This is a genomic window from Pseudomonas sp. nanlin1 (assembly GCF_045571515.1).
Classification (GTDB): Bacteria; Pseudomonadota; Gammaproteobacteria; order Pseudomonadales; family Pseudomonadaceae; genus Aquipseudomonas.
Genome location: NZ_CP124218.1, coordinates 343,576 through 369,954 on the forward strand (window position 1 = coordinate 343,576; position 26,379 = coordinate 369,954).

The 26,379-nt window shown below is 61.2% G+C and carries 25 protein-coding genes and 1 pseudogene; 14 read left to right on the forward strand and 12 right to left on the reverse strand.

What is annotated here, in order from left to right:
• The first annotated feature begins 101 nt into the window (after positions 1 to 101).
• Positions 102 to 1,382, forward strand: coding sequence for a 4-aminobutyrate--2-oxoglutarate transaminase (gabT, locus tag QCL65_RS01585; protein ID WP_407314233.1), 1,281 nt, complete (start codon positions 102 to 104; stop codon positions 1,380 to 1,382).
• 112 nt (positions 1,383 to 1,494) lie between these two features.
• Positions 1,495 to 2,709: an HDOD domain-containing protein gene (locus QCL65_RS01590; protein ID WP_407314235.1), complete on the forward strand. Its 1,215-nt coding sequence runs from the start codon at positions 1,495 to 1,497 to the stop codon at positions 2,707 to 2,709.
• Between the two features lie 3 nt (positions 2,710 to 2,712).
• Here QCL65_RS01590 and QCL65_RS01595 read toward each other — a convergent pair whose 3' ends face one another.
• Positions 2,713 to 3,702 carry a GGDEF domain-containing protein gene (locus QCL65_RS01595; protein WP_407316607.1) on the reverse strand — a complete coding sequence of 330 codons (990 nt, stop codon included), beginning with the start codon at positions 3,700 to 3,702 and terminating at the stop codon, positions 2,713 to 2,715.
• A 163-nt stretch (positions 3,703 to 3,865) separates the two neighbouring features.
• A complete protein-coding gene (desA, locus tag QCL65_RS01600; RefSeq protein ID WP_407314237.1) occupies positions 3,866 to 5,050 on the reverse strand; it encodes a delta-9 fatty acid desaturase DesA in 1,185 nt (394 codons plus the stop codon).
• Positions 5,051 to 5,411: 361 nt separating this feature from the next.
• On the opposite strand from desA, the gene oscA reads away from it, so the two are divergent.
• From oscA to QCL65_RS01625, 5 genes are all read left to right on the forward strand, one after another.
• The gene (gene oscA, locus QCL65_RS01605; RefSeq protein WP_407314239.1) at positions 5,412 to 5,594 is read left to right on the forward strand and encodes a sulfur starvation response protein OscA; all 183 of its coding nucleotides are present in this window, start codon (positions 5,412 to 5,414) and stop codon (positions 5,592 to 5,594) included.
• 52 nt (positions 5,595 to 5,646) lie between these two features.
• On the forward strand, positions 5,647 to 6,657 hold the full coding sequence (locus QCL65_RS01610) for a sulfate ABC transporter substrate-binding protein (protein ID WP_407314241.1): 1,011 nt from the start codon (positions 5,647 to 5,649) through the stop codon (positions 6,655 to 6,657).
• 115 nt (positions 6,658 to 6,772) lie between these two features.
• Positions 6,773 to 7,591, forward strand: a complete 819-nt coding sequence (gene cysT, locus QCL65_RS01615; protein WP_407314243.1) for a sulfate ABC transporter permease subunit CysT — start codon at positions 6,773 to 6,775, stop codon at positions 7,589 to 7,591.
• Positions 7,592 to 7,604: 13 nt separating this feature from the next.
• Positions 7,605 to 8,477: a sulfate ABC transporter permease subunit CysW gene (gene cysW, locus QCL65_RS01620; protein ID WP_407314245.1), complete on the forward strand. Its 873-nt coding sequence runs from the start codon at positions 7,605 to 7,607 to the stop codon at positions 8,475 to 8,477.
• Between the two features lie 3 nt (positions 8,478 to 8,480).
• The gene (locus QCL65_RS01625) at positions 8,481 to 9,470 is read left to right on the forward strand and encodes a sulfate/molybdate ABC transporter ATP-binding protein (RefSeq protein ID WP_407314247.1); all 990 of its coding nucleotides are present in this window, start codon (positions 8,481 to 8,483) and stop codon (positions 9,468 to 9,470) included.
• Here QCL65_RS01625 and QCL65_RS01630 read toward each other — a convergent pair.
• Positions 9,467 to 9,985 carry a DUF962 domain-containing protein gene (locus QCL65_RS01630; protein ID WP_407314249.1) on the reverse strand — a complete coding sequence of 173 codons (519 nt, stop codon included), beginning with the start codon at positions 9,983 to 9,985 and terminating at the stop codon, positions 9,467 to 9,469. The two genes, QCL65_RS01625 and QCL65_RS01630, sit on opposite strands and share 4 nt — an antisense overlap.
• Positions 9,986 to 10,072: 87 nt before the next feature.
• On the opposite strand from QCL65_RS01630, the gene QCL65_RS01635 reads away from it, so the two are divergent.
• From QCL65_RS01635 to QCL65_RS01665, 7 genes are all read left to right on the forward strand, one after another.
• Positions 10,073 to 10,765 carry a Crp/Fnr family transcriptional regulator gene (locus QCL65_RS01635; protein WP_407314251.1) on the forward strand — a complete coding sequence of 231 codons (693 nt, stop codon included), beginning with the start codon at positions 10,073 to 10,075 and terminating at the stop codon, positions 10,763 to 10,765.
• A 107-nt stretch (positions 10,766 to 10,872) separates the two neighbouring features.
• Complete coding sequence (locus tag QCL65_RS01640) at positions 10,873 to 11,454, forward strand: alpha/beta hydrolase (protein ID WP_407314253.1); 582 nt, start codon at positions 10,873 to 10,875, stop codon at positions 11,452 to 11,454.
• 71 nt (positions 11,455 to 11,525) lie between these two features.
• Positions 11,526 to 12,458 (forward strand): sigma 54-interacting transcriptional regulator, encoded by a 933-nt coding sequence (locus QCL65_RS01645; protein WP_407314255.1) that lies wholly within the window; start codon positions 11,526 to 11,528, stop codon positions 12,456 to 12,458.
• A gap of 112 nt (positions 12,459 to 12,570) precedes the next feature.
• Complete coding sequence (locus QCL65_RS01650; RefSeq protein WP_407316609.1) at positions 12,571 to 13,353, forward strand: MetQ/NlpA family ABC transporter substrate-binding protein; 783 nt, start codon at positions 12,571 to 12,573, stop codon at positions 13,351 to 13,353.
• Between the two features lie 177 nt (positions 13,354 to 13,530).
• A complete protein-coding gene (locus QCL65_RS01655) occupies positions 13,531 to 14,607 on the forward strand; it encodes an efflux RND transporter periplasmic adaptor subunit (RefSeq protein ID WP_407314257.1) in 1,077 nt (358 codons plus the stop codon).
• Positions 14,604 to 15,662, forward strand: a complete 1,059-nt coding sequence (locus QCL65_RS01660) for an efflux RND transporter periplasmic adaptor subunit (RefSeq protein ID WP_407314259.1) — start codon at positions 14,604 to 14,606, stop codon at positions 15,660 to 15,662. Before QCL65_RS01655 ends, QCL65_RS01660 begins: the two co-directional genes overlap by 4 nt.
• Positions 15,662 to 18,712 (forward strand): efflux RND transporter permease subunit, encoded by a 3,051-nt coding sequence (locus QCL65_RS01665; protein WP_407314261.1) that lies wholly within the window; start codon positions 15,662 to 15,664, stop codon positions 18,710 to 18,712. The genes QCL65_RS01660 and QCL65_RS01665 overlap by 1 nt, the downstream gene beginning before the upstream one ends.
• A gap of 23 nt (positions 18,713 to 18,735) precedes the next feature.
• Here the strand turns inward: QCL65_RS01665 and QCL65_RS01670 are convergent, their stop codons facing one another.
• From QCL65_RS01670 to QCL65_RS01710, 9 genes and pseudogenes are all read right to left on the reverse strand, one after another.
• The gene (locus QCL65_RS01670) at positions 18,736 to 19,362 is read right to left on the reverse strand and encodes a class I SAM-dependent methyltransferase (RefSeq protein ID WP_407314263.1); all 627 of its coding nucleotides are present in this window, start codon (positions 19,360 to 19,362) and stop codon (positions 18,736 to 18,738) included.
• A gap of 39 nt (positions 19,363 to 19,401) precedes the next feature.
• A complete protein-coding gene (locus QCL65_RS01675) occupies positions 19,402 to 20,046 on the reverse strand; it encodes a methionine ABC transporter permease (protein ID WP_407314266.1) in 645 nt (214 codons plus the stop codon).
• Positions 20,036 to 21,166: a methionine ABC transporter ATP-binding protein gene (locus tag QCL65_RS01680; protein WP_407314268.1), complete on the reverse strand. Its 1,131-nt coding sequence runs from the start codon at positions 21,164 to 21,166 to the stop codon at positions 20,036 to 20,038. The genes QCL65_RS01675 and QCL65_RS01680 overlap by 11 nt, the downstream gene beginning before the upstream one ends.
• A 3-nt stretch (positions 21,167 to 21,169) precedes the next feature.
• Positions 21,170 to 21,904 (reverse strand): annotated as a pseudogene (locus QCL65_RS01685) (MetQ/NlpA family ABC transporter substrate-binding protein); the annotation flags it as partial.
• Between the two features lie 192 nt (positions 21,905 to 22,096).
• A complete protein-coding gene (locus QCL65_RS01690; protein WP_407314270.1) occupies positions 22,097 to 22,783 on the reverse strand; it encodes a hypothetical protein in 687 nt (228 codons plus the stop codon).
• 136 nt (positions 22,784 to 22,919) lie between these two features.
• Positions 22,920 to 23,666 carry an L-cystine ABC transporter ATP-binding protein TcyN gene (tcyN, locus tag QCL65_RS01695; RefSeq protein WP_407314272.1) on the reverse strand — a complete coding sequence of 249 codons (747 nt, stop codon included), beginning with the start codon at positions 23,664 to 23,666 and terminating at the stop codon, positions 22,920 to 22,922.
• A 3-nt stretch (positions 23,667 to 23,669) separates the two neighbouring features.
• Positions 23,670 to 24,338 (reverse strand): cystine ABC transporter permease, encoded by a 669-nt coding sequence (tcyL, locus tag QCL65_RS01700; protein ID WP_407314274.1) that lies wholly within the window; start codon positions 24,336 to 24,338, stop codon positions 23,670 to 23,672.
• Positions 24,335 to 25,132 (reverse strand): cystine ABC transporter substrate-binding protein, encoded by a 798-nt coding sequence (gene tcyJ / locus QCL65_RS01705; protein WP_407314276.1) that lies wholly within the window; start codon positions 25,130 to 25,132, stop codon positions 24,335 to 24,337. Before tcyJ ends, tcyL begins: the two co-directional genes overlap by 4 nt.
• Positions 25,133 to 25,228: 96 nt before the next feature.
• Complete coding sequence (locus QCL65_RS01710) at positions 25,229 to 26,242, reverse strand: D-cysteine desulfhydrase (RefSeq protein WP_407314278.1); 1,014 nt, start codon at positions 26,240 to 26,242, stop codon at positions 25,229 to 25,231.
• Positions 26,243 to 26,379 lie beyond the last annotated feature (137 nt).

Sequence of the window (26,379 nt, forward strand, 5' to 3'; positions counted from 1 at the left end):
CGGCCGGAAGCCCCAGCAGTCGATCATCGTATGCTGCTGTGGCCCATCCGGCCGCTTTTTCCTTGAACCACGCCGACCGATGAGCGGCGAATGAGGACTCCATGAGCAAGACCAACGAATCCCTGATGCAACGTCGCCACGCCGCGGTCCCCCGTGGTGTCGGCCAGATCCACCCGATCTTCGCTGAATCGGCGCAGAACGCCACGGTTACCGACGTGGAAGGCCGTGAGTTCATCGACTTCGCCGGTGGTATTGCGGTGCTCAATACTGGGCACGTGCACCCTAAAGTGATTGCTGCGGTGCAGGCGCAATTGCACAAGCTGACCCACACCTGCTTCCAGGTTTTGGCCTACGAGCCTTACGTGGAAGTGTGCGAGAAAATCAACGCGCGGGTGCCGGGCGACTTCGAGAAGAAAACTCTGCTGGTCACCACAGGCTCGGAAGCGGTCGAAAACGCCGTGAAAATCGCCCGTGCGGCCACCGGTCGTGCTGGCGTTATCGCTTTCACCGGCGCTTACCACGGCCGCACCATGATGACCCTGGGCCTGACTGGTAAAGTGGTGCCGTACTCCGCCGGTATGGGTTTGATGCCGGGCGGCGTGTTCCGGGCGCTGTATCCTTGTGAGTTGCACGGTGTCAGCGTGGATGATTCGATCGCCAGCATCGAGCGCGTCTTCAAGAACGACGCCGAGCCTAAGGACATCGCCGCAATCATCATCGAGCCGGTGCAGGGCGAGGGCGGTTTTTACGTGGCGCCGAAGGCGTTTATGGCGCGCCTGCGGGCCCTATGCGACCAGCACGGTATCTTGCTGATCGCCGACGAAGTGCAAACGGGCGCAGGCCGCACCGGTACCTTCTTCGCCATGGAACAGATGGGCGTCGCCGCCGATCTGACCACCTTCGCCAAGTCGATCGCCGGTGGCTTCCCGCTGGCGGGCGTGTGCGGCAAGGCTGAGTACATGGACGCCATCGCGCCGGGTGGCCTGGGCGGCACCTACGCGGGCAGCCCGATCGCCTGTGCGGCGGCCCTGGCGGTGATGGAGGTGTTTGAAGAAGAGCACTTGCTCGACCGCAGCAAGGCTGTAGGTGAGCGTTTGGTCACCGGCTTGCGCGCGATCCAGTCGCGGTATCCGGTGATCGGTGAAGTGCGTGCCCTGGGGGCGATGATTGCCGTCGAGTTGTTCGAAGGCGGCGATAGCCACAAGCCCAATGCTGCGGCGGTTGCTCAAGTAGTGGCCAAGGCCCGTGAAAAAGGCTTGATCCTGCTATCGTGCGGTACTTACGGCAACGTGTTGCGCGTCCTAGTGCCGCTGACCGCGCCGGACGAGGTGCTGGATAAAGGCCTGGGTATCATCGAAGAGTGCTTCGCTGAGTTGGGCTAACGCTCCCGGCTTTACAAGAAAACCCGCTTCGGCGGGTTTTTTTGTACTATGAATCGGCACACGGATGGCACCTTGCGACTAAGGTGAAGGTATCGCTCAGGGAGAATGCGAAATGACGGCCGTAGTTTCAACCGCGATTCCACGGGTATTGATTGCCGAAGCAGACCCCTGGACACGGGACTTGCTCTCGCAAACCCTGCTTAGCGTGCGCTGCGACGTGCAACTGGACGTGTGCGCAGACGTCGGTGAAGCCATGCTTTACCTCAAGCGTTTGCCCGACCTGATCATCGCGGCGCGGGAGCTGCCGGGCATCGATGGCCTGGAGCTGCTACGCAACGTACGCCGCTTGCGCCCGCAAACGCGCTTGCCGTTTATTCTGATGAGTAATCGCACCGACACCACCAGCGTGCGCGAAGCCGTGTCGCTGGCGCCTACGGCTTATCTGGTCAAACCGCTCAACCTGGAGTCGCTCAAGCTGCGCTTGCACGAGTTGCTGCTGGAAGTGGGCCAGGAAGTGTTTTGTGAAATTCCTGCGTTGGCCCCCGGTTTGAATCTGAATCGCTACTTGGAGTCGCGCAAGGAAGACGCCGACGGCGCGCCGCTGCTCGCCGATGTGCAACAGGCAGTCAAGCGCAGCCTTAGCCCGAAGAGCCTGGACCTCAAGCAGGTCGAGGAGGAGCTGCGCAGCGATCCCCAGGTGACCGCGGTATTGATTGCCGCGGCCAATAGCGCCGCCCAGCACCGCGATGGCCCGGTGCAGACCCTGATGCAGGCGCTGTTGCGCCTGGGCTCGACCCAAAGCATGAATTTGCTGCTGGGTTTGACCCTCAAGCGCAGCGCGCGGCTGACCGAGCCAATGCTTAACGAGCAGGCCAGCCTGTTCTGGAGCTTCTCGCTGCACACCGCTGAGCAGGCGCGGGGCCTGGCTCAGGTATTGGGGCTGGATGAGGAGCGCTGTTATAGCGCCGGGTTGTTGCATTGTCTGGGCGACCTGGCGGTGCTGCGCTGTATGCAGGAGTGGAAGTTGGCCGGTGGCGACCTGGACGAAGCCCAGGTTCTCAAAGCGTTGAAGGAGCATGGCGCAGGGCTGGGCTCGGAGCTGCGCCGGCGCTGGCGGCTGCCGTTGGAGCTCAGGGAGTTGATTGCGGCCATTTACGGCTTGGGCGGCGGCGTGTATTCGCGGGAGTTGCTGGCGATGAACCTGGCGGGGCAGTTGGCGCGGTTGCCGGCTGACCAGGGCGTCGAAACCTTGCTGGAAACCAAGGCGGGGCGCTTGCTGAAGATCGGCATGCCAGAGTTACGCCGGCTGCGGCGTAATCAGGCTTAAGCCCTAAGACAATACGATCTGGTTTTTACCCTGGCGTTTGGCTTGGTACATCGCGGCGTCGGCGCGCGAGAACAGGCTGTCGAGGCTTTCGTCTTCGGGGTGAATGCAGGTCAGGCCCTGGCTCACCGTCACGCCATAGCCTTGGCCTTTATGGGTGAAGCTCAAACGTTGAATTTCCCGTTGCAGGCGTTCAGCTATTTGGTGGGCCATCTCAGTGCCGCAGCCCGGGAAGACCGCCGCGAATTCCTCACCGCCGATACGGCCAAACAGGTCGCCCCGGCGCAGTATGGCCTTGCCGCTTTCAGCGATCCTTTGCAGAACGATGTCGCCTTCGGGGTGGCCGTAGGTGTCGTTGATCAGCTTGAAATCGTCGATGTCCAGCAACAAAAAGGCGACCGGTGTGCCATCCATGCGGGCCTGGGCGAACTCACGGTGGGCACACTCGAAGAAGTGGCGGCGGTTGCTGCTTTGGGTCAACACATCAGTGGTAGCCAGGCGTTGCAACTCGCCTTCCAAGTGCTTCTTTTCGGTGATGTCTTCGGCGATGCCGACCACGATCACGCGTTGCCCCGCTTCGGCTTGGTGGCTCACGAAGCACTTGTCGCTCAGCCAGCGAATTTGCCCGTCAGCGCTGATGATGCGGTACTCACGGTCTTCGATTGAGCCTTTGACTAATACTTCGGCCAAGCTGCGTTCAGCGTAGTCGAGGTCGTCGGGGTAGATGCTGTCGCGCCACTCGTTGAAGTCGGCCAGCAGCAAGCCGGCCGAGCGGCCAAAGATGCGCTCGTAGGCTGGGCTGACGTAGATCATTTGCTGGGTTTCCCAGTCAAACGCCCAAAGTACCGCGTTGACACTGACCAGCAGCGAGCTGAATAGCTGCTCACGCTCGCGAAGCCTGGCTACCTCACCCTGGGCGTGCATCAGTGCCATCAGCGTCTCAGCGGCTTCTGGCATCTGTTCAAAGGGCAGAGATTGCGGCTTTTTACTGACCATCATCACAGAATCTCAAGACACGGTAGACGTTGCGAGAAAGGGGGGTAAGGCCCGTGCGCCTGTTGAATGCTGGCACACGGATAGCGCTATGTGTCTGTGATAGTTTTTTTGTATCTAAGTTCCAACAGGCGCCACCACCGCAGGTGACGCCCGATGGACGGTGTCAAGCGACCGCTGGGCGGAGCGAGTAGGTTTTCAGCTGCGCCGCGAACTCACGTAGAGAGTGGATACCGCTGGCTTCTGCCTCGTGTACCCATTCTTTCATCGCGGCCAGCATGTCGTGACCGTTGGAGCTGGTGCGCACCCAGATTTGCTGCAGTGCCAGGCGTTTTTCATAAATGATCCGCAGCGCTTGGCTGTGTTCGAGCATGTTCTGAATGTGTTGATGATGGCCGTCATCCAGCAAGCTTGGCTCGCGCGAAAGCAGGCGTTTGGCCCGGCGGAAACGATGGCGGACCGACTCGTCGACCTTGGCCAGCTCCTGTTTGACCAGAGGCGCGATCACCAGCTTGCGGTATTGAGCCATGATCTGAAAACGGTTGTTGAGAATCGCCATGGCCGTGTCCATGTCCAGATTGCCCTTGCCTTCTACCCGATGGGCAATGGGGGCGACTCGTTGCACTTTGGCCAAATGTAGCCAGGTCAATACTTTGATCCACGCCCAGCCGATATCGAACTCCCACTTGCGTACCGAGAGTTTGGCGGAGTTGGGGTAGGTATGGTGGTTGTTGTGCAGCTCTTCACCGCCAATCAGGATGCCCCACGGCACCAGGTTGGTGGCAGCGTCGCGGCATTCGAAGTTGCGATAGCCCACAGCGTGGCCCAGGCCATTGATGACCCCCGCAGCCCAGAAGGGAATCCACATCATCTGAATGGCCCAGACAGTCAGGCCCAGGGCGCCGAATAAGCACAGGTCGATGACACCCATGATGGCGATACCGCCCAACGGGAAGCGCGAGTAAAGGTTACGCTCGATCCAGTCTTCTGGGCAGTTCTTGCCATAGATGCGCAGGGTCTCGGGGTTTTCGGCTTCGGCTCGATACAGCTCGGCCCCGGTACGCAATACCGTGGACAGGCCTTTGATGACCGGGCTGTGAGGGTCGTCGACCGTTTCGCATTTGGCGTGGTGTTTGCGGTGAATGGCGGTCCACTCGCGGGTGTTCTGCGCAGTGGTGAGCCACAGCCAGAAACGGAAAAAATGCTTCACCCCGGCGTTCAGCTCCAAGGAGCGGTGGGCGGAGTAGCGGTGCAGATAGATCGTGACACTCACGATGGTCACGTGAGTCATCAATAGGGTGACGGCGATCAATTGCCAAACGGACAGGTCGAGAAAACCGTTGTACCACATAGGCTGAGGGGCCCTCGCTAAGAAAATGGACAGCTGGCACGCATTATCAACATGCTGTCATAGAAAACCAGTCGGCCTTTTAGATAAGAGTCGCAGAATGTTTCTTCGCCATGGGCGTATCTGCGTTCTGTCCGGTCCTATTCTGGTCAATTATTGAGCAGATTTTTCGATGATTGATTCCCTCGTATTCAACCCAGGTTATCGGCTGCACATGGCTGCTGCTTGAACCAACATTTCGGTTATATGGGCATTCTTAAATAGTATTTTTAAGAATAATGGCCACCTTCTACTATGCGCTTACGCCACAAGCAGCAACGCACCCGAGTCGCTGCAGGGCAACCCTCATTTCAGGAGCGAGACCATGAGTGCTTCCTTGCGTAGCGTCGACGGCCAGGACGAAGCAGCCATTCTGCGGGAAATCCAGAGCGCACTGCGCGACCTGCGATTCGGTGCGGTCGAGATTACCGTGCACAACGCCCAAGTGGTACAGATCGAACGTAAGGAAAAATTCCGTCTGCAAACCACCGGCAACAAACCCAGCTGACCCAAAAATAAAGCCTAACGCCGCACTTTCCGCCGAGCCAGGAGCTCCATCCATGTCTATCCGTCGTTTTGCCTTGGCAGCCATTGCCAGTGCCGTATTCGCTGGTTCCGCTGTCGCCAAGGACTACGAGCTGCTCAACGTGTCCTACGACCCCACGCGCGAGCTCTATCAGGAATACAACGCTGAGTTCATCCAGCACTGGAAAGCCCAGCACCCTGATGACACGGTGAAAGTACAGCAGTCCCACGGTGGTTCGGGCAAGCAGGCGCGCGCAGTGATCGATGGCCTGCGGGCGGACGTGGTGACCCTGGCATTGGCCGGCGATATCGACGAGATCAGCAAGCTGGGCAAATCGATCCCGGCAGACTGGCAGACGCGGCTGCCGGACGCCAGCACGCCTTACACCTCGACCATCGTGTTCCTGGTGCGCAAGGGCAACCCCAAAGGCATCAAGGACTGGGGCGACCTGATCAAGCCAGACGTTTCGGTGATCACACCCAACCCGAAGACCTCGGGCGGGGCACGCTGGAACTTCCTGGCTGCCTGGGCTTATGGCCTCAAGGCGGGCAACGGCGATGAAGGCAAGGCCAAGGAATACGTGCAGACGCTCTTCAAACACGTGCCTGTTCTTGACACCGGCGCCCGCGGCTCGACGATCACGTTCGTCAACAATGGCCAGGGTGACGTATTGCTGGCCTGGGAAAACGAAGCGTTTTTGGCTTTGAAAGAAGACGGCGGCAATGACAAGTTTGAAATTGTCGTGCCTTCGCTGTCGATTCTGGCCGAGCCGCCGGTGTCGGTTGTCGACAAAAATGTCGAGCGCAAGGGCAACAAAGACATCGCCGAAGCCTACCTCAAGCACCTTTATAGCCCGGCTGGCCAGGAAATCGCCGCGAAGAACTTCTATCGCCCGCGTGACAAAGCCGTGGCCGCCAAATACGCCAAGCAATTCCCGGCCTTGTCGCTGGTGACTATCGACAAGGACTTCGGCGGCTGGAAAACTGCACAGCCGAAGTTTTTCAATGATGGCGGCGTGTTCGACCAGATTTACCAAGCGCAGTAATCGCACGAACGCGGTGTAAAGACCGGGGCCATGGCCCTTCGCTACGGCGCCTGTAGCGAGGGCCATGGCCACCGGTCTTTGAGCGTTGTAATACACGTATAAGCCAAGGACTTCTATGTCGCGTCGCATCTCCCCCGTCATACCCGGCTTCGGGCTGACGCTGGGGTATACCCTGGTGTACCTCAGCCTGATTGTGCTCATACCGCTGGCGGCCATGTTTATCCATGCCGCGCAGCTCACCTGGGATCAGTTCTGGACCATCGTCACTGCCCCGCGAGTCATCGCGGCATTGAAGTTGAGCTTCGGCACGGCCCTCTGCGCTGCCATTATCAACGGCATCATCGGTACGCTGCTGGCCTGGGTGTTGGTTCGCTATACCTTTCCTGGGCGCAAGGTCATCGATGCCATGATCGATCTGCCGTTCGCCCTGCCGACCGCCGTCGCCGGTATCGCCCTCACGGCGCTGTATGCCCCCAATGGTTGGGTCGGCCAGTTCGCCGCCGAGCTTGGCTTCAAGATCGCCTACACCCCCCTGGGGATTACCCTCGCGTTGACCTTCGTCACCTTGCCGTTCGTGGTGCGTACGGTGCAGCCAGTGTTGGCAGACATTCCCCGCGAAGTGGAAGAAGCCGCGGCTTGCCTGGGCGCTAAGCCGTTGCAGGTGTTTCGCCATATCCTGCTGCCAGCGCTGCTACCGGCCTGGCTGACCGGGTTTGCCCTGGCGTTCGCCCGTGGTGTCGGTGAGTATGGTTCGGTTATTTTCATCGCCGGCAACATGCCGATGAAAACCGAGATCCTGCCACTGCTGATCATGGTCAAGCTCGACCAATACGATTACACCGGCGCCACTGCCATCGGCGTGATGATGCTGGTGGTTTCCTTCATTCTGCTGCTGCTGATCAACCTGCTGCAGCGGCGTATCGAAACCCCTTGAAGGAGGCGCTTCCATGTCCAATCAAGCTTTGAGCAGTGCCTCCGCCGCCAATGCCGCCCGACGCGGCAGCGCCGCTTCCCGGCGTGTCCTGATCGGCCTCGGCTGGTTAGTGTTTGGCCTTTTCCTGTTGTTACCGCTGGTGATTGTGGTGTCCCAAGGGCTGAAACTGGGCCTGGGCGCGTTCTTCAGCGCGATCTTCGAGCCCGATGCCTTGTCGGCACTCAAGCTGACGGTGCTCGCCGTGGTGATCTCCGTACCCTTGAACCTGGTGTTCGGGGTGAGCGCGGCGTGGTGCGTGAGCAAGTACTCGTTTCGCGGTAAGAGCATTCTGGTGACCCTGATCGACCTGCCATTTTCGGTATCGCCGGTGATCGCCGGCCTGGTCTACGTGCTGATGTTCGGCGCCCAGGGGCTGTTTGGCCCATGGTTGCAGGACCACGACATCCAGATCGTGTTTGCCTTGCCGGGCATCGTGCTGGCAACCATCTTTGTCACGGTGCCATTTGTGGCCCGTGAACTGATCCCGCTGATGCAGGAGCAGGGCACTCAGGAAGAGGAGGCAGCGCGGCTGTTGGGCGCCAACGGCTGGCAGATGTTCTGGTACGTCACCGTGCCGAACATCAAGTGGGGGCTGATCTACGGCGTGGTGCTGTGTACGGCTCGGGCCATGGGCGAGTTCGGCGCGGTGTCGGTGGTGTCCGGGCATATCCGCGGGGTCACCAACACGCTGCCGTTGCACGTCGAGATCCTCTACAACGAATATAACCACGTCGCGGCGTTCAGCGTAGCGAGCCTGCTGCTGATCCTCGCGCTCTTCATTCTGCTGCTCAAGCAGTGGAGCGAATCCCGTATCAACCGCCTGCGCACCAGCGCCGCGGAGGAATAAGCCATGTCGATCGAAGTTCGTAATGTCAGCAAGCGTTTCAATGCGTTCCAAGCCCTCGACCGCATCGACCTGGATATCCAGAGTGGCGAGCTGGTCGCGCTGCTAGGGCCTTCGGGGTGCGGCAAGACCACCCTGCTGCGCATCATCGCCGGTTTGGAAACACCGGATGAGGGCAGCATCGTGTTCCATGGCGAAGATGTATCCGGCCATGATGTGCGTGATCGTAATGTCGGCTTCGTATTCCAGCACTACGCGTTGTTTCGCCACATGAGCGTGTTCGACAACGTTGCCTTTGGTTTGCGTATGAAGCCCAAGGGCGAGCGGCCGAACGAGACCCGCATTGCCGAAAAAGTCCACGAACTGTTGAACATGGTGCAACTGGACTGGTTGGCCGACCGCTACCCGGAGCAATTGTCCGGCGGCCAGCGCCAGCGTATCGCTTTAGCCCGGGCCTTGGCCGTAGAGCCGAAAGTGTTGCTGCTCGACGAGCCTTTCGGCGCCTTGGATGCCAAGGTGCGCAAGGAGCTACGCCGGTGGCTGGCACGCTTGCACGAAGACATCAATCTGACCTCAGTGTTTGTGACCCACGACCAAGAGGAGGCCATGGAGGTCGCCGACCGGATCGTGGTCATGAATAAAGGCGTGATCGAGCAGATCGGCTCGCCCGGTGAGGTCTACGAGCGGCCGGCAAGCGATTTCGTTTACCACTTCCTCGGCGACTCCAACCGCTTGCACCTGGGCGAAGATCATCACGTGTTGTTTCGCCCCCATGAGGTGTCGCTGTCGCGCCACGAACTCGAAGGCCACCATGCCGCTGAGGTACGCGACATCCGGCCGTTGGGCGCGACCACGCGGGTCACGCTCAAGGTGGAAGGGCAAAACGATTTGATCGAAGCCGAAGTGGTGAAGGACCACGACAGCCTGGTCGACCTGGCCCGCGGTGAAACCCTGTTCTTCAAACCCAAGGTCTGGCAAAAGGTCGCGAGCGTTTAGCTTCGTGCCGAAGTTGAAGTAAGGGCCGCCTGACGGGCCTCTATCTGCTGTTTCAGAGAAGTGCGCTGCCCGAGCAGAAAGGCCACCTCGGCCAGTACGAATAACGGCCCGATCAGCAGCCCCATCACGTCATCGACGAAGGCCGGTTTACGGCCTTCGAAGTAATGCCCGATCATCTGAAACAGCCAGCCGACCCCGAACAGGCCTAGGCCCGACGCCAGCCAGGTTGAGGTCGGCTGCGCTGCCAAATAGGCCCCGGCCCACAGGCTGGCCGCGAGCAGCAGTGCCATCCAGGCGCCTAATCGGGTGTCCAGGCGTAGGTAAAACACACTGGCCATTAGGGCGAGCAGCAAAGCCGGTGACAGCCAGAGCCCGGCAAACCCCCAGCCTGGGCGCGACAGTAGAATAACGACGGCGAGTACGATCATTGGGATGCCAATGAAGTGCGTGGCAATGTTGCGCGGATCGCGATGATAGGCTGCGTATTGACTCAGGTGATCGATGAGGGTTTTCATTATTATTCCTCCACGGATGCCCCGCATGATGCCCAAGTCCAATGTATTGTTCTGTCATGTGCCTGACAAACTACCTGAGAGCCATCAATGAGCGACAAGGACGCCTGGCGTACTTATTTGGCCAGCAGTGAGTGGTTCCTCGGCCTGAGTGCCGCGTTTCAAGCTGACTTACTGAGGTTGGGCCTCTCCCGGCAACTCGGTGTGGGCCAGTGCCTATTCCGCCGCGGCGACCCACCTTGTGGCTTGTACGCCGTGCTCAAAGGCTGCATACGGGTAGGATCGACCACGGAGCAGGGGCGCGAAGCCTTACTGATCATGATCGAAGCCCCTCACTGGTTTGGCGAACTGTCACTGTTCGACGACTTGCCGCGTACCCACGACGCGTTCGCTGAGAGCGACTGCCTGCTGTTGTGGATACCTCGGGCGGCGCTGCTCGACTACTTGCAGCAGCACCCGCTGCACTGGCGCGACATCGGCCAGTTGATGACACGCAAAATGCGCTTGGCGTTCGCCACCTTGGAGCAGCAGGGCCAACTGCCGGCCGCCGCCCGGGTGGCCCAGCGTTTACTGCTGATCGCCAAGGGTTACGGCCAGGTCACCACCGAGCGCCGGGTGATTCAACTGGCCCAGGACCAGTTAGCGTTAATGCTGTCGCTGTCGCGGCAAACCATCAATCAGTCCCTGAAAGATCTTCAACAGCGAGGGGCGGTGCACTTAGGCTACGGCGAGATCGAAATCCTCGACATGGGGGCGCTGCAAGCCGCCGCTGAAGCCAATTAAGGCCTTATGTTTAAAAGTTAGCTTTAGATATCTTCTTATTCCTTAGTGAGTTCTGCCATGGTCCGTATACTGAGCCCCTGAACGCAACGCTGCAGGAGGCGCAGACCATGCGCAACGACTCAATCCGCTACCTTATCGTGCCTGGTTGGCAGGGCTCGCCGCAGAACCACTGGCAAAGCCATTGGCAGAACAGCCTGCCGCGCTGTGCGCGTGTCGAGCAAGCCGACTGGATGGCACCGCAGCGTGACGACTGGGTGGCGGCGCTGGAGCAGGCCGTCAGCCAGGACGATGGCCCGGTGATCCTGATCGCCCACAGCCTGGGTTGCATCACGGTCGCCCACTGGGCGGCCCAGGCGCCGCTGGCCTCGCTGCGGCGGGTGCAGGGCGCGCTATTGGTGGCGCCGGCGGATGTCGAACGGCCAGCTTGCCCGGCAGCGCTGCGTAACTTTGCGCCCATCCCTCGGCATTTGTTGCCTTTCCCCAGCCAAGTGGTCAGCTCCGACAACGATCCGGCCGTCAGTACCCCGCGCGCCTTGGCGATGGCCCAGGACTGGGGGGCCCAGGCCGGTGTGCTCAGCGGGGCTGGGCACATTAACGTTAAGTCGGGTCACCAGCGCTGGGAGCAAGGCTTCGCTTACCTGTATCGCTTGCAGAGCCGTCAGGCCCAGCCTGTTCGCCGCCGCGCTTAGGGCCATCGGGCTCCCCGTCGCTGGGGCCTGAGCCCCGCCTCGCCAGCCCAACCACTTTCATAGGCGGTCCCATGACCCAAGAACACCCCACGCTGACCTTCCCCGATGCCGAAAAGAGCCCGCTGAGCATACGCGCCAAGGCGCTGGTATTCGTTGACCCGCGCTCGCGGCAGTTACGCGCAGACCTCGAACGGTTGGCGCCGCGGGCGCTCCCAGTACTGATCCGTGGCGAAAGCGGTACCGGTAAAGAACTGTTGGCTCGGCAGGTGCACCGCTGCAGCGAGCGCGCAGGGTTGTTTGTCTCGGTCAATTGCGGGGCCATCAGCCCCACCTATGCCGATGCCGAATTATTCGGCTACACCGCCGGGCACTACAGCGGCACCGCCAGCAGCCGCGCTGGCTGGTTCGGTTCTGCCAATGGCGGCACCTTGTATCTGGATGAGATCGGCGATTTGCCGCTGACCATTCAGTTGAAACTGTTGGCCGCCCTGGAGAACCACGAAGTGACCCGGGTCGGTGCGCAGCAGCCCAGCCCGGTGGACGTGCGCCTGGTGGCCGCTTCGAGCATCGACTTGGCTCAGGCAGTGCAGGCGGGCAAGTTTCATGATCGGCTGTTCGCCTACCTCAACGAAGGCCAATTGGTGTTACCGGCGCTGCGCGAGCGCGTCGGCGATATCCTGCCATTGGCCGAATACTTCCTGGGTATCTACAGCCAGCGCTTGGGCCTACCGGTGCCGCTGATTAGCCTGCAGGCTCAGCGGCGGCTGGAGCAGCACAGCTGGCCGGGCAATACCCGTGAATTGGAAAACGTCGTTCACTTCGCGTTGTTGGTCAGTGGCGACGATGAAATCGATGAGCGACACCTTAACTTGCCGAGCGCTCAAGCCTCTTTACCGGCGCTCGACCTCCAGTTGGCAACGCTGCTGGAGACAGCGGACGACGCCCAACGCCAGGCTTTGGGCGAACTTTTGCAGCGCCATGCTGATCGGCTTAAAAAGCCATAAAAAAGATATAAGCAACTACGTAAAAGATATTGTCCAGGAATATGGAATGTCGGTATTGTGCGGCCAGGCCGGCACCGTACTGGCTGGCAACCTCTTCGACCAAGGACTCCGCATGAAAAAGGCATCACTGTTTACTGCCCTCGCTGTTGCTCTGTCGATCAACCTGGCCCACGCCGCTGAAAAACTCACCGTGGCCGCCACCCCTGTGCCCCACGCCGAGATCCTTGAGTTGATCAAGCCGACCCTGGCTAAAGAAGGGGTCGACCTGGAGATCAAGGTCTTCACCGACTACGTACAGCCCAACGTACAGGTCGATCAGAAGCGCCTGGACGCCAACTATTTCCAAACCCTGCCCTACTTGAACAACTTCAACGAAGGCAAAGGCACCAACCTGGTCACCGTGATCGGCGTGCACGTCGAACCCTTCGGTGGTTACTCGAAGAAAGTCAAAAGCCTCGACGAGCTGAAGGAAGGCGCCACCGTCGCCATCCCTAACGAAGGCAGCAACAGTGGGCGCGCTTTGTTGCTCCTGCAAAAGGCCGGTCTGATCACCCTGAAAGATCCGAAGAACGCCCTGGCGACGCCGAAAGACATCGTCAACAACCCGAAAAAACTCAAGTTCAAAGAACTGGAGTCGGCCATGCTGCCGCGGGTCTTGAACGAGGTTGACCTGGATATGATCAACACCAACTACGCCCTCGAAGCAGGCTTGAACCCTGCCAAGGATGCATTGGTGATCGAGGGGGCCGACTCGCCTTATGTCAACTTCCTGGTCGCACGCCCAGACAACAAAGACAGCCCTGCCATGCAGAAGCTGGCCAAGGCCCTGACCAGCCCTGAAGTCAAAGCGTTTATCGCGAAAAAATACCAGGGTGCTGTGCTGCCAGCGTTCTAAGCGCCTGGCAAACCCGCCGAACGCCGGAGGCCTTACCCGCCCCGGCGTTTTTTGTGGGCGCTGGTTTTTGCGTTGAGAGAAGTGGCTTGGGCCGTCGTGTGCAAAGGCTACAACGAACGGCTGATTCAGCGTAAAGTCGCACGGTCATTTAGCATTCCAGCACGCGAAGGAGCCTGCATGGCGGGTCGGCGACTCAAAGTATTTCTGCTGTCAGGTGTGTTGGGAGTAGTGGCAGGCTGTGGCGAAGAAAAGCCGGCGGCACCGGAGCTGCCTCGCGTCCAAGTGCAGGCGGTAAAAAATGCGCAATATGCCGCCACGGTCAACCTGACCGGCGATGTACAGGCGCGTGTGCAAACCCAATTGTCTTTTCGCGTAGGCGGCAAAATCGTCCAGCGCCTGGTAGACGTTGGCGACCGAGTCACGGCCAGGCAGGTGTTGGCGCGGCTCGACCCTAAAGACCTGCAAACCAACGTTGCCTCGGCTCAGGCTGAAGTTTCGGCGCAGCAGGCGCGCGTGGTGCAGGCGCAAGCCGCCTTCGTGCGCCAGGAAAAACTCATACCCAAGGGTTACACCAGCCGCAGCGAATACGACGCCGCCCAGGCCACTCTGCGCAGCAGCCAAAGCGCCCTGGCCGCAGCTAAGGCGCAGTTGGCCAATGCCCAGGAACAGCTAAGCTACACCGCGCTTGTGGCCGAGGCCCCCGGGGTGATCACGTCGCGCCAGGCGGAAGTCGGCCAAGTGGTGCAAGCGACGGTGCCGATCTTCGGCCTGGCGCGCGATGGCGAACGCGACGCGGTATTCGATGTTTACGAAGCCCTGCTGGCCCAGCCTGCAGACGCGCAACCGGTGCCGATCAGCCTGCTCGACAACCCCCAGGTGCGCACCACGGGCAAGATCCGTGAGATCACCCCGGCGGTGTCCGCACAAACCGGTACGCTGCAGCTCAAAGTCGCCTTGGCGCAATTGCCGCAAGGCATGGAACTGGGCTCAGTGGTCAGTGCGTCGATCAATGCCCCCGGCCGGCAAAGCGTCGAATTGCCCTGGTCGTCCCTGACCAAAGATGGCCATGACCCTGCCGTGTGGGTCGTCGAAGGCGACAAAGTGAATCTGCGCAAGGTGCAGGTCGGCCGTTATCTGACCGGCAAAGTGGTCCTGAGCGACGGTCTGCGCGAGGGCGAGCGGGTGGTGACCGCCGGCGGGCAGTTGCTGCACCCCGGCATGCAGGTCGAAGTGGCCAAGGATGTGCAGCCATGAAGCGCGGTCTGATCCTGGGCTGCCTGCTGCTGGCCGCCTGCTCTAAACAAGAGCCAGCACCAGAACCGGTGCGCCCGGTCCTCTGGCTGGAAGTCGCAACGTTCGATCAACAAAACCTGGGGCGTTTCGCTGGGGATATCCAGGCGCGTTACCAGAGTACCCTAGGGTTTCGCGTGGCCGGGCGCGTGGCGCGGCGGGCCGTGGACGTCGGCAGCCAGGTGCGGCGCAACGACCTGCTGGCCACCCTCGACCCCACCGATCAGCAAAACCAGTTGCGTTCCAACCAGGGTGACCTGGCGCGGGTCGAGGCCCAGTGGATCAACGACCAAGCCAATGCCCGCCGCCAGCAGGCGTTGTTCGACCGTGGGGTTGGCGCCCAGGCGCAGTTGGACGTAGCCCAGACTGACCTGAAAACCTCCCGCGCCTCCCTTGACCAGGCCCGCGCGGCCGTCAACCAGGCCAAGGATCAACTCAATTACAGTGAGCTGCGTGCCGACCACGATGCGGTGGTCACCGAATGGAAAGTCGAGGCGGGGCAGGTGGTCACGGTCGGCCAGGAAGTGGTGACCCTGGCGCAGCCGGATATCAAGGAGGCGGTGATCGATCTGCCGGCCGCCCTGGCCAAGGCCTTGCCGTTAGGCGTTACCTTTAACGTAGCCGCGCAATTGGACCCCACTGTGCAAACCCTGGGCACCTTGCGAGAAATCGAACCCCAGGCCGAGAGTGCCACGCGTACCCGGCGTGCGCGCCTGACGCTGGCCGACACCCCGGCGGGGCTGCGCCTGGGCACGGCCATTAGCGTGACCCTGAGCAGCGCCATCGCGGCGCGCACCGAACTGCCCAGCAGCACGGTGCAAGAAGTCGACGGCAAGACCCGGGTCTGGGTGATCGATAGCCAAAACCTAGTGGTCGCACCCCGTGACATCCAAGTGCTCAGCCGTGATGGCGACACCTATTTGGTCAGCGGGGTCAGCGCCGGTGAGCGCGTAGTGCGGGCAGGGGTGAATAGCCTGAAACCGGGGCAGAAGATCAAACTGGACGAGGCGAGTCGTTGATGAAAGGTAGTTTCAACCTGTCCGACTGGGCACTCAAGCACCAATCGTTCGTCTGGTACCTGATGTTTGTCGGCTTGCTGATGGGCGTGTTTTCTTACATGAACCTGGGCCGGGAAGAAGACCCGGCTTTCACCATCAAGACCATGGTCATCCAGACCCGCTGGCCAGGGGCGACCCAACAGGAAACCCTCGACCAGGTCACCGACCGCATCGAAAAGAAGCTTGAAGAGCTAAACGCGCTGTATTACGTGAAAAGCTACACGCGCCCGGGCGAATCGACGGTCATGGTGTTCCTGCGTGATACCACCAGTGCCAAGGCGATTCCACAGCTCTGGTACCAGGTCCGCAAGAAAGTCGAAGACATCGGTGCCGAGTTTCCCCAGGGCGTGCAGGGGCCGTTTTACAACGATGAGTTTGGTGACGTGTACGGCTCTATCTACGCTTTCACCGGTGATGGCCTGAGCATGCGTCAGCTGCGCGACTACGTGGAGCAGGTGCGTGCGCAGATACGTTCGGTGGAGAACCTGGGCAAGGTCCAGTTGATCGGCCAGCAAGACGAAGTCATCTACCTGAACTTTTCCACCCGTAAGCTGGCCGCCTTGGGCCTCGATCAGGCCCAGGTGGTGCAAGCGCTGCAGGCGCAGAACTCGGTCACCCCGGCCGGGGTAATTGAAGCGGGCCCCGAGCGAATTTCGGTGCGCACCTCGGGCCAGTTCGCCTCGGAAAAGGACCTGGCCAACGTTAACCTGCGGCTTAACGATCGCTTTTATCGGTTGGCCGACATTGTCGACATCGAACGCGGCTACACCGACCCGCCCAAGCCGTTGTTCCGCTTCAACGGGCAACCGGCGCTGGGCCTGGCCATCGCCATGAAAGACGGTGGCAATATCCAGGCCTTCGGTAAAGCGCTGCACCAGCAAATGGACGCCTTGACCGCGCAGTTGCCGGTGGGCGTGGGCGTGCATAAGGTGTCCGACCAAGCTGAGGTGGTCGAAAAGGCAGTGGGCGGCTTCACCAGTGCGCTGTTCGAGGCGGTGGTGATCGTCTTGATCGTCAGCTTTATCAGCCTGGGCTTTCGCGCAGGCCTGGTGGTGGCCTGCTCGATCCCGCTGGTGCTGGCGATGGTGTTTGTCTTCATGGAATACAGCGGCATCACCATGCAGCGGATCTCCCTGGGCGCGCTGATCATTGCCCTGGGGTTGCTGGTGGATGACGCGATGATCACTGTCGAGATGATGGTCACCCGGCTGGAGGCCGGCGACTCCAAAGAAGACGCAGCCACGTTCGCCTACACCTCGACCGCCTTTCCGATGCTCACCGGTACCTTGGTCACGGTGGCCGGTTTCGTCCCCATCGGGCTCAACGCCAGTTCGGCCGGTGAGTACACCTTCACCCTGTTTGCCGTGATTGCGGTGGCCATGCTGGTGTCCTGGGTGGTCGCCGTGTTGTTTGCACCTGTGATCGGCGTGCATATCCTCAGTTCCAAAGTGAAGCCCCACTCCGATGAACCGGGCCGCGTCGGCCGGGCCTTCAATGCCGGTTTACTGGCCTGCATGCGGCACCGCTGGCTGACCATCATCGTCACTGTGTTGATATTTGCCTTGGCCCTGTTCTGCATGCGCTTCGTGCAGAACCAGTTCTTCCCGTCGTCAGACCGGCCAGAAATCCTCGTAGACCTGAATCTGCCGCAGAATGCCTCCATCAATGAGACCCGGCGGGTGGTGGATCGCTTTGAAGCCACGCTCAAGGACGACCCCGATATCGCCCGCTGGAGCACTTACATCGGGCAGGGTGCCATTCGTTTCTACCTGCCGTTGGACCAGCAGCTGGAAAACCCTTTTTACGCACAACTGGTGATCGTCAGCAAGAGCCTGGAGCAACGCGCGGCATTGACCGAGCGGCTACGCGAGCGCTTGCGCCAGGACTTCGTGGGCACCGGCAGTTTCGTCCAGGCGCTGGAGATGGGCCCGCCGGTGGGGCGCCCGATCCAGTACCGGGTCAGTGGCAAGGACATCGACCAGGTCCGCAAGCATGCGGTCGAGCTGGCGACGCTGCTGGACGCCAATACCCACGTGGGTGACCTGATCTACGACTGGAACGAACCGGGTAAAGTCTTGCGCGTCGACATCGCTCAGGACCGGGCGCGGCAATTGGGCTTGTCGTCCGAAGACGTCGCGAAGCTGATGAACAGCATCGTCAGCGGCTCGCCCATCACCCAGGTGAACGACCACATTTACTTGGTGAATGTGGTGGGGCGTGCGATCGACAGCGAGCGTGGCTCCCCGGAAACCCTGGAGAACCTGCAGATCGTTACGCCGAGCGGCACCTCGATTCCGCTGCTAGCGTTCGCCACGGTTCGCTATGAGATGGAGCAACCGCTGGTCTGGCGGCGCGATCGCCTGCCGACCATCACCCTCAAGGCGGCGGTGCGCGATGAAGTGCAACCCACCGACTTGGTCAAACAGCTGCAGCCAGAGATCGACAAGTTCGCGGCCGCTCTGCCAGTGGGCTACAGCGTGGCCACGGGCGGTACCGTGGAGGAGAGCGGCAAGGCCCAGGGGCCGATCGCCAGTGTGGTGCCATTGATGCTATTTCTGATGGCCACCTTCTTGATGATCCAGCTGCACAGCGTGCAGAAGTTGTTCCTGGTGGCCAGCGTGGCACCGCTGGGCTTGATCGGTGTGGTGCTGGCGCTGGTGCCCACCGGCACGCCCATGGGGTTTGTGGCGATCCTGGGGATTCTCGCGTTGATCGGGATCATCATCCGTAACTCGGTCATTCTGGTCACCCAGATCGACCTCTATGAACGCGACGGTTACAACGCCTGGGATGCCGTGGTGCAAGCCACCCAGCACCGCCGCCGGCCGATCTTGCTGACCGCCGCAGCGGCCAGCCTGGGCATGATCCCGATCGCTCGGGAAGTGTTCTGGGGGCCGATGGCTTACGCCATGATCGGCGGGATCGTGGTGGCAACCTTGCTGACGCTGCTGTTCTTGCCGGCCCTCTACGTGGCGTGGTACCGCATCAAGGAGCCGAGCAAGACGGCCTGATCATAAGCCTGATGCCGAGGCTTTCATCGTTTACGCCATACACTGGCCAACCACGGCTGCTGCTCCCGCGGCAGCCCGGCTGGGCGATAGTAATGTTCCAGCTCATCGAAGCCGGCGCCCGTGAGTAACCGGCGCCAGTTGTCTAGGTCGTGGTAGGCGCCATAACGCGAGCCGTTCCAGCCCTCATGGTTGTCCCCGCGCGGGTTCGAGCTGAACAGCACGCCGCCCGGTTTCAGCGTGGCGTGTAGTTGGCGCAGCACCCTCGGCACTTCCTGGGTCGGAATGTGGAACAGCACGGCATTGGCGAAAATGCCATCGAAGCGCTGGGAGGGCAGGTCGAGGGCAAGAAAGTCCTGTTGCCACACCTCACAGCCGCTGTCCTGGCGGGCCATGGCGGCGAAGCGCTCACTGCCGTCGAGGCCTACGGCGATGTGCCCGGCCTGGGTGAACGTGCGCAGATCGCGGCCGGGGCCGCAACCGAAGTCGAGAATATGCCAAGGGGCCGGCCCCTGGAGGTGGCGCAGCAAGGCCGCGATGTTCTGGCTGACATCGTGGTCGCGGGTGCCTTCGCGAAAGTCGTCGGCCACTTCGTTGTAGTGGCCGACGGTGACGGTGCTGATCGCCCGCAGGTCCTGGGCTTTGAGGGTCATGGCAGGTTCCAGCCTGAAATCGAGACTGGCCACTATACCTCAGCGTTTATTCAATGCCTTGGCCAGCCGGTCACCGCCGAATTGGATAAACGCCACCAACACCACCAACAGCACGATAACCGTGAGCATCACCTGGCTGTCGAAACGTTGATAGCCATAGCGATAGGCGATGTCACCCAGCCCCCCTGCGCCGATGGCACCGGCCATGGCCGATGAGTTGATCATGGTGACCAGGGTAATGGTAAAGCCGCCGACGATGCCGGGGCGGGCTTCGGGCAATAACACATGCCAGATGATGTGCCAACGGCGGCAACCCATGGCCTGTGCCGCTTCGATCAGGCCATGGTCGACTTCCCGCAGGCTGACCTCGGCAATTCGGGCGAAGAAGGGTGTAGCGGCAATGGTCAGCGGCACCACGGCTGCCCACACACCGTAGGTGGTGCCGACGATCAGCCGAGTGAAGGGGATTAGCGCAACCATCAGAATTAGAAACGGGATAGAGCGGAACAGGTTCACGAAGGCGCCGAGCACCCGGTTCAACAAGGGCGCCTCATAAATGCCGCCTTTGTCGCTGGTCACCAATATCACGGCCAGAGGGATCCCCAGCAGCAAGGCGATCAGGGACGAAACGCCGACCATCACAAAGGTGTCCAGTACGCCCTGCCATAACCGTTCAAGCCACATAACCCAGCACCTCTACCTGTTGTGCCCACTGTGCGGCCCTCGCCAGAAGAACCTCGCGGGGGTGTGGCGATTGCCGCACGGCGACCACCAATTGCCCCAGGGCGTGGCCCTGGATCCGTTCGATGCCCCCTTGCAACAGCTCCACGCGGCCGCCCAGCAGGTTGAATAGCGATGACAAATCCGCTTCATGCCCGGTGGCGCCGGTGACCCGCAAGCGCAGCACCAGGCGCGCCTCGGCGCTGGGGGCGCTAGGCTGTAGGCGAGCGCTGAGGTCGGCGGGCAAGTCATGTTGTAGCGGCGCCAGCAGGGTGCGGCTGACCGCGTGGCGAGGTTCACCGAATACTTGCCAGACGGGCCCCTGTTCCACCACCCGACCCTGTTCCAGCACCACCACCCGGTCGCAGATGTCGCGGATGACTGCCATCTCGTGGGTGATCAGGATCACCGTTAGCCCCAGTTGCCGGTTGATATCGCGCAGCAGCGCCAGGATGGCTTGGGTGGTTTCTGGGTCCAGGGCCGAGGTGGCTTCGTCGCACAGCAGAATATGCGGGTCATGCACCAGCGCTCGGGCAATCCCCACGCGCTGTTTTTGCCCGCCGGACAACTGCGCGGGGTAGGCATGCTGGCGCTCGCTCAGGCCGACCAGTTGCAGCAGCTCACTGACTTTGCGCTGTCGCTGCGCCGGGGCCAAGCCCGCGACTTTCAGCGGCAGTTCGACGTTCTGCCAGACGGTTTTCGCCGACATCAGGTTGAAATGCTGGAAGATCATGCCGATGCGTCGGCGCAGGGCCACCAGGTGGTTTTCATCCAGTTGCGCGATGTCGACCTGGTCGATCAGTACGCTGCCTTCGCTCGGCGCTTCCAGGCGGTTGATGGTGCGGATCAAAGAGGATTTCCCCGCGCCACTGCGGCCAATGATGCCGAAAATCTCCCCGCGTTGGATGTCCAGGTCGATCCCGCTGAGGGCTTCGACCGGGCCTTGTTTGCCGAGGTAGGTTTTGCCCAGGCCGACGAAGCGCACATGGGCATTGGCCAGTGGTGCCTGTAATGGCGTTTGTTCGGCCGCGGGCAAGGGGTGGTCTGTAGCCTGGGCGGGGCGCAAAGCGCTGTGGGCAGTCATCGTTCAGCCCTTCCAGCCGACTTGGTAAAGCTTGCCGTTGACCTTGTCCAGGGCTGCGCGGACTTCAGGCGAGTGCTGGTAGATATCGACGAATTTGGCCAGGCGTGGGTCGTCTTTGTTCTGCGGCTTTATGACGAATTGGATGACGTATTCAGGGTGGTCGAGCCCGTCGAACAGAATGGCCGACTCCGCATCGAAGGTTTTTGCCAGCCTGATATAGGCGGGGTAGCCTTGCACCAGGTCGGCGTCTTCATAGGCGCGCACCAGTTGCACGGCTTCGACTTGCAATATTTTCAGTTTTTTCGGGTTGCTAACGATGTCGTCTTCGGTGGCTTTGTAACCCACGCCGGGTTTGAGCTCGATCAGCCCGGCCTTGGCCAGCAACTGCAAGCCTCGGCCGCTGTTGATCGGGTCGTTGGCGATGGCCACGGTGGCGCCCTCAGGCAAGGCGTCAAAGCTTTTGAATTTTTTCGAGTACAGCCCAACGTTGTTGATGATGCCCGGCGCATAAGGCACTAGGTCGAAGCCCGCGGCGGCGTTGGCGTTTTCCAGAAACGGCCGGTGCTGAAAGTAATTGACGTCGATATCGCCTGCGGCAAGGCTGACGTTAGGCGCGATCCAGTCGGTGAACTCCACCAGTTCTACCTTCAAGCCTGCTTTGGCGGCTTGTTCTACGGCGGCTTCGAGCGGGATGGCGAAGGCGGCGGTGGTGCCGACTTTTAGTGGCGCGTCGCTGGCCAGGGCGCTGGTGCCCCATAGGCTGGCGGTGATCAGCGAGGCCTGCAGGAGGCGAATCAAGGGGGTGTTGGGCATGGTGAGGGTCCGGTGGTTTTCTCGGGAAGAGCTAGCCTGTCCGGTGGTCCGGTTCATATACCCTAAATGTTGGTTATAAAAAAAAGAACTAACATTTAAGAATATGCATAGAAGCACTTAGGCCCGCACGTCGATGCACCGCCCGTGGGCCCAACCCGAGTGATTACCGGCGCGATCTATGATGCAGTAGCTGACCTCGGTATAGGCGTGGGGGCCAGCTTCGTGGATCAGGCTGGCCGGAATCACCCCCCGTAGGGCATGGCCTACCTGTTGAGCGGTGACGGCGGGCAGGTCCAAGCGGCGGTCGCCCCAGCGCAGGGTCGGTGTGTCGTCGGTGGCCATGTGGCGCCAAGGCGCGAGGCAGAAGGCCAGGCCTGCGTCCAGCGCGTGGAGATACACGGGCTGGGTCATTAACCTGGCGGCCAGGCCCAGTGGCGCCAGCGCCGGATTGATGTCTTCACCGAGCTGCCCGCCCCCGGGACACTTGAGTTTTACCCATAAGCGCAAACTGGGGGACCACCTAGGGCGATGTCCTACTTTCAGCACCTGATAGCGCACGTGGGCAACGCCATTGCCGATCAACCAGGGCGGGACGCTGAACGCTTCATAACAGGCCAAGGCCGCCGGCCTTACGTCGACAAAAGTACCGTTCCAGAACACAGCGATCTGGTCGTGCTCATGGCGTTGCGGCCAGGGTTCGATGTGCACCTGCAGATCCTGCGCGGCATGGGCTCCAATAAAGCCATTGCGGGCCTGGGGGACGTGGGCTGGCGGTAGCTTGATGGTTGAGATAAACGGCGGCATGGGGCCTCCTGGTAAGGGCTGCAAAGAGCCGGACACCGGCCTGTCTCGCAGGGGCGAGCAAGGGTGTCGCGGATCTTAGGCCCAGAAGGGGGCGCGCTTGGATGGGGAAATTGCCCCGGTAGCCGGGGCGGGAGGGTCAGGGGGCGAGGAATTTGCGCAGAAATTGCCGGGTGCGTTCTTCCTTGGGGTTAGCGAACAGTGCCTTGGCTTCGCCTTGTTCGACGATGACGCCTTTGTCGAAAAAAATCACCCGGTTAGCCACGTCGCGGGCGAACTGCATTTCGTGGGTGACGATCACCATAGTGCGACGTTCCTGGGCCAGCCCGCGAATGGTCTCGAGGACCTCGCCGACCAGCTCAGGGTCCAGCGCGGAGGTCGGCTCATCGAACAGAATGACCTGTGGCTCCATGGCCAGTGCCCGGGCGATGGCCACGCGCTGCTGTTGCCCCCCGGACAATCGGCGCGGGTAGGCATCTTCCTTGCCGGCCAGGCCGACCTTGGCCAACAATTGGCGGCCAAGGGCAACGGCCTGTTCCAGGGGCATCTTCTTGACCACCCGCGGCCCTTCGATCACGTTTTCCAATGCGGTGCGATGGGGGAACAGGTTAAAGCTTTGGAATACGAAACCCACTTGCTGGCGCAGGCGCCGGATTTGCGCCTGTTGCCGGGCCAGCGGCTGGTTGGCGTCGATATCCACATCACCCACTCGCAAACGGCCGCTGGAGGGCGTTTCCAGCAGGTTGAGGCAACGCAGGAAGGTGGTCTTGCCCGAGCCGCTGGGGCCAATGATCGCCACCACTTCCCCGGCGTCGATGGTCAGGTCGATGCCGTTGAGTACGGTGGTGTCGTTAAAGCGTTTGCTCAGTTGTTCCACGACAATCATGGTTCAGGACTCCTGGTCGTGGCGGTTAAAGTGCCGTTCCAGGCGCTCCAGGGCGAAGGCCAGCAGGCTGGCCAGCACCCAATAGACCAATGCAACCGCCAGGTACATGGAGAAGATCTCCAGCGTGCGGGAGGTAATGAGCTGCGCTTGGCGGAACAGTTCCGGCACTTGGATGGTCGCGGCCAGGGCCGTGTCCTTGACCAGCGAAATAAAGCTGTTCCCCAGCGGCGGTAGCGCGGTGCGTGCGGCTTGCGGGAGGATAGTGCGGTACAGCGTCTGCGTGCGGCTCATGCCGATGCTGGCGGCCGCCTCCCATTGGCCTCGGTCGACCGCGCTGATGGAAGCACGCAGGATCTCACAGGCATAAGCCGCCATGTTCAGCGAGAAGCCGATCAAGGCTGCGGGTATCGGGTCCAGCTCCAGGCCTAATTGCGGCAGGCCGTAGTAGATCATGAACAGCTGCACCAGCAGCGGCGTGCCGCGAAAGAACGACACGTACACCCGGGCTGCCCAGCGTGCCGGGGTGAATCGCGACAGCCGCATCAGGGCCAGGCCGAAGCCCAGCAGCAGGCCGAAAAACATACCGCCCAGGCTGAGGCCGACCGTGTAGTACGCACCTTTTAGCAGATAAGGCAGTGACTCCTGGACGACCTGCAGGCTGGTTTCGATCATTTCGTTACGTCAGCCTTGAACCACTTTTTCGACAGCGCGGCCAGGGTGCCGTCCGCACGCAGTTGGTCGATGGCCTTGTCGATGGCGGCTAGCAATTCGGGCTCGCCTTTGCGCAAGGCGACACCGGATTCCTGACGAGAGAACGGCTCGCCTGCTACCGCCAGGGTGTTGTTGGTCTTCTCGACCATGTCGAAGGCTGCCAGGCGGTCGACCAGAATCGCGTCGATGCGGCCGATGCGCAGGTCTTGCAGTTTGGTGGGGTCATCATCGTAGGTACGCACGATGGCTTGCGGGACGTTTTCTTTAAGCCACTGCTCGTAGTTGGTGCCCAAACCAACCCCAACCTTCTTGCCTGCCAGATCGGCCGGGGCTTTGATCTGCTCGGCGGTTTTCTTCTGGGTCAGGGCCTGGATGCCGGAGACGGTGTAGGGCTGGGAGAAATCGTACTTCTTTTTACGCTCGTCCGAGATGGTGACCTGGTTAATCACCACGTCCAGGCGCTTGGACTCTAGAGAAGCGAGCATGCCGTCCCATTTGGTCGGCTGCAGCTTGGCCGTTACGCCCAGGGCTTTGGCCAACGCTTGGGCGAAGTCGACTTCGAAGCCCGCCAGCTTGCCGTCGTTATCCTGGAAACTGAACGGTGGGTAGGTGCCTTCGACGCCGACCCGCAGGCTGCCACTGTCTTTAATCTTCTGCAGTTGCTCGCCGGCCATGGCCGGGCCAGAGAGCAGGGCACCCAATGCCAGGCTCAGGCTGCCAACGAGAAAGGTTCGACGCAATACGCGAGAAATCATGGGAAGCCTCAAGTTAGGAACAGTGCGGGCGATTGCGCCGCGGCGTGACTATAGGGGGTGCATTGCAGCGTTTTAAAATAACAAAAAGTGAGCGGCTTATAGCGCTGCTTCCGGGCCTTTGTCCAGCGCGGCGTAGGCGAATAAGGCGGGTGCGCCCCCGGTGTGCAAAAACACCAGTGGCCCCTCGGCAAAAAGCCCCTTGCCAATACCGTCGAGCAAGCCCGCCATGGCCTTGCCGGTGTAGACCGGGTCGAGCAGCAGCCCTTCCTGGCTCGCCAGCAGGCGAATGGCAGCCAGGGTGCCGGCATTGGGCTCGCCGTAGCGGGGGGCGAAATAGTCATCCCAGAGGGTGATTTCGACGCTGGCAGGCACCTCGGCTTCTAGCGCTTGCGCGGTGCGCTGCACCAGGGCCTGGACTTTGGGGCGTTGAGCTTCGGCGCTGCGCGAAACGGTAATACCGACCACGGGCGTGCCCGGCAGGCATTCGCTGAGGCCCAGCAGCAAGCCTGCGTGGGTGCCGGCGCTGCCCGAAGCCAGCACCACGGTGGCCCCTTGTAGGCCCGCTGCGGTCATCTGCTCGGCCAGCTCCAGCCCGGCCCGCACGTAACCGAGGGCGCCCAATGCATTGGAACCGCCCACCGGCACGCTATAGGGGACCTTGCCATCCGCCCGGACGCGCTCGGCGAGGGCGGCCAGTTGGTCATCCACCTGGTCCAGGCTCTCGACCAGCTCGACTTTGGCGTCGAATAGATCCAGCAGCAGGCGGTTACCGTTATTCAGGTAGTTGCCGTCCTCGCTGCCAATCGGGTTTTCCAGCAGCGCGATACAGCCCAGCCCCAGGCGTGCGGCGATGGCGGCGGTCTGGCGGACATGGTTGGACTGGATCGCGCCCGCGGTAATCAGCGTATCGGCGCCCTGGGCCAAGGCGTCGGCGGCCAGGTATTCGAGTTTGCGCAGTTTGTTGCCGCCCATGGCCAGTGGGGTGGTGTCGTCTCGCTTGACGTAGATGTCGCGTCCGGCCCACGCTGACAGGCGCTCGAGCTTTTCCAGCGCAGTGGGGGCGGCCAGCAGGTTCAATCGGTCGAAACGGGCGAGACGTTGGCTGATCATGGGGTGTCCAGTGCTGATGTGGGCGTCGATGTTCCGACATTCCCAGCGGTAGGCCGGTTCCTGTGTTTGTGCAAGGAACGCTTATGCGTGCTTATGTTCTCATAGGTGATCGCCGCATCCGCCTTGCCCACGTGCCG

What these genes read in the sequence shown, in the direction of transcription:
- gabT (WP_407314233.1), top strand. Translation starts at nt 102, where the DNA reads ATGAGCAAGACCAACGAATCCCTGATGCAACGTCGCCACGCCGCGGTC.
- QCL65_RS01590 (WP_407314235.1), top strand. Translation starts at nt 1,495, where the DNA reads ATGACGGCCGTAGTTTCAACCGCGATTCCACGGGTATTGATTGCCGAA.
- QCL65_RS01595 (WP_407316607.1), bottom strand. Translation starts at nt 3,702, where the DNA reads ATGGTCAGTAAAAAGCCGCAATCTCTGCCCTTTGAACAGATGCCAGAA.
- desA (WP_407314237.1), bottom strand. Translation starts at nt 5,050, where the DNA reads ATGTGGTACAACGGTTTTCTCGACCTGTCCGTTTGGCAATTGATCGCC.
- oscA (WP_407314239.1), top strand. Translation starts at nt 5,412, where the DNA reads ATGAGTGCTTCCTTGCGTAGCGTCGACGGCCAGGACGAAGCAGCCATT.
- QCL65_RS01610 (WP_407314241.1), top strand. Translation starts at nt 5,647, where the DNA reads ATGTCTATCCGTCGTTTTGCCTTGGCAGCCATTGCCAGTGCCGTATTC.
- cysT (WP_407314243.1), top strand. Translation starts at nt 6,773, where the DNA reads ATGTCGCGTCGCATCTCCCCCGTCATACCCGGCTTCGGGCTGACGCTG.
- cysW (WP_407314245.1), top strand. Translation starts at nt 7,605, where the DNA reads ATGTCCAATCAAGCTTTGAGCAGTGCCTCCGCCGCCAATGCCGCCCGA.
- QCL65_RS01625 (WP_407314247.1), top strand. Translation starts at nt 8,481, where the DNA reads ATGTCGATCGAAGTTCGTAATGTCAGCAAGCGTTTCAATGCGTTCCAA.
- QCL65_RS01630 (WP_407314249.1), bottom strand. Translation starts at nt 9,985, where the DNA reads ATGAAAACCCTCATCGATCACCTGAGTCAATACGCAGCCTATCATCGC.
- QCL65_RS01635 (WP_407314251.1), top strand. Translation starts at nt 10,073, where the DNA reads ATGAGCGACAAGGACGCCTGGCGTACTTATTTGGCCAGCAGTGAGTGG.
- QCL65_RS01640 (WP_407314253.1), top strand. Translation starts at nt 10,873, where the DNA reads ATGCGCAACGACTCAATCCGCTACCTTATCGTGCCTGGTTGGCAGGGC.
- QCL65_RS01645 (WP_407314255.1), top strand. Translation starts at nt 11,526, where the DNA reads ATGACCCAAGAACACCCCACGCTGACCTTCCCCGATGCCGAAAAGAGC.
- QCL65_RS01650 (WP_407316609.1), top strand. Translation starts at nt 12,571, where the DNA reads ATGAAAAAGGCATCACTGTTTACTGCCCTCGCTGTTGCTCTGTCGATC.
- QCL65_RS01655 (WP_407314257.1), top strand. Translation starts at nt 13,531, where the DNA reads ATGGCGGGTCGGCGACTCAAAGTATTTCTGCTGTCAGGTGTGTTGGGA.
- QCL65_RS01660 (WP_407314259.1), top strand. Translation starts at nt 14,604, where the DNA reads ATGAAGCGCGGTCTGATCCTGGGCTGCCTGCTGCTGGCCGCCTGCTCT.
- QCL65_RS01665 (WP_407314261.1), top strand. Translation starts at nt 15,662, where the DNA reads ATGAAAGGTAGTTTCAACCTGTCCGACTGGGCACTCAAGCACCAATCG.
- QCL65_RS01670 (WP_407314263.1), bottom strand. Translation starts at nt 19,362, where the DNA reads ATGACCCTCAAAGCCCAGGACCTGCGGGCGATCAGCACCGTCACCGTC.
- QCL65_RS01675 (WP_407314266.1), bottom strand. Translation starts at nt 20,046, where the DNA reads ATGTGGCTTGAACGGTTATGGCAGGGCGTACTGGACACCTTTGTGATG.
- QCL65_RS01680 (WP_407314268.1), bottom strand. Translation starts at nt 21,166, where the DNA reads ATGACTGCCCACAGCGCTTTGCGCCCCGCCCAGGCTACAGACCACCCC.
- QCL65_RS01690 (WP_407314270.1), bottom strand. Translation starts at nt 22,783, where the DNA reads ATGCCGCCGTTTATCTCAACCATCAAGCTACCGCCAGCCCACGTCCCC.
- tcyN (WP_407314272.1), bottom strand. Translation starts at nt 23,666, where the DNA reads ATGATTGTCGTGGAACAACTGAGCAAACGCTTTAACGACACCACCGTA.
- tcyL (WP_407314274.1), bottom strand. Translation starts at nt 24,338, where the DNA reads ATGATCGAAACCAGCCTGCAGGTCGTCCAGGAGTCACTGCCTTATCTG.
- tcyJ (WP_407314276.1), bottom strand. Translation starts at nt 25,132, where the DNA reads ATGATTTCTCGCGTATTGCGTCGAACCTTTCTCGTTGGCAGCCTGAGC.
- QCL65_RS01710 (WP_407314278.1), bottom strand. Translation starts at nt 26,242, where the DNA reads ATGATCAGCCAACGTCTCGCCCGTTTCGACCGATTGAACCTGCTGGCC.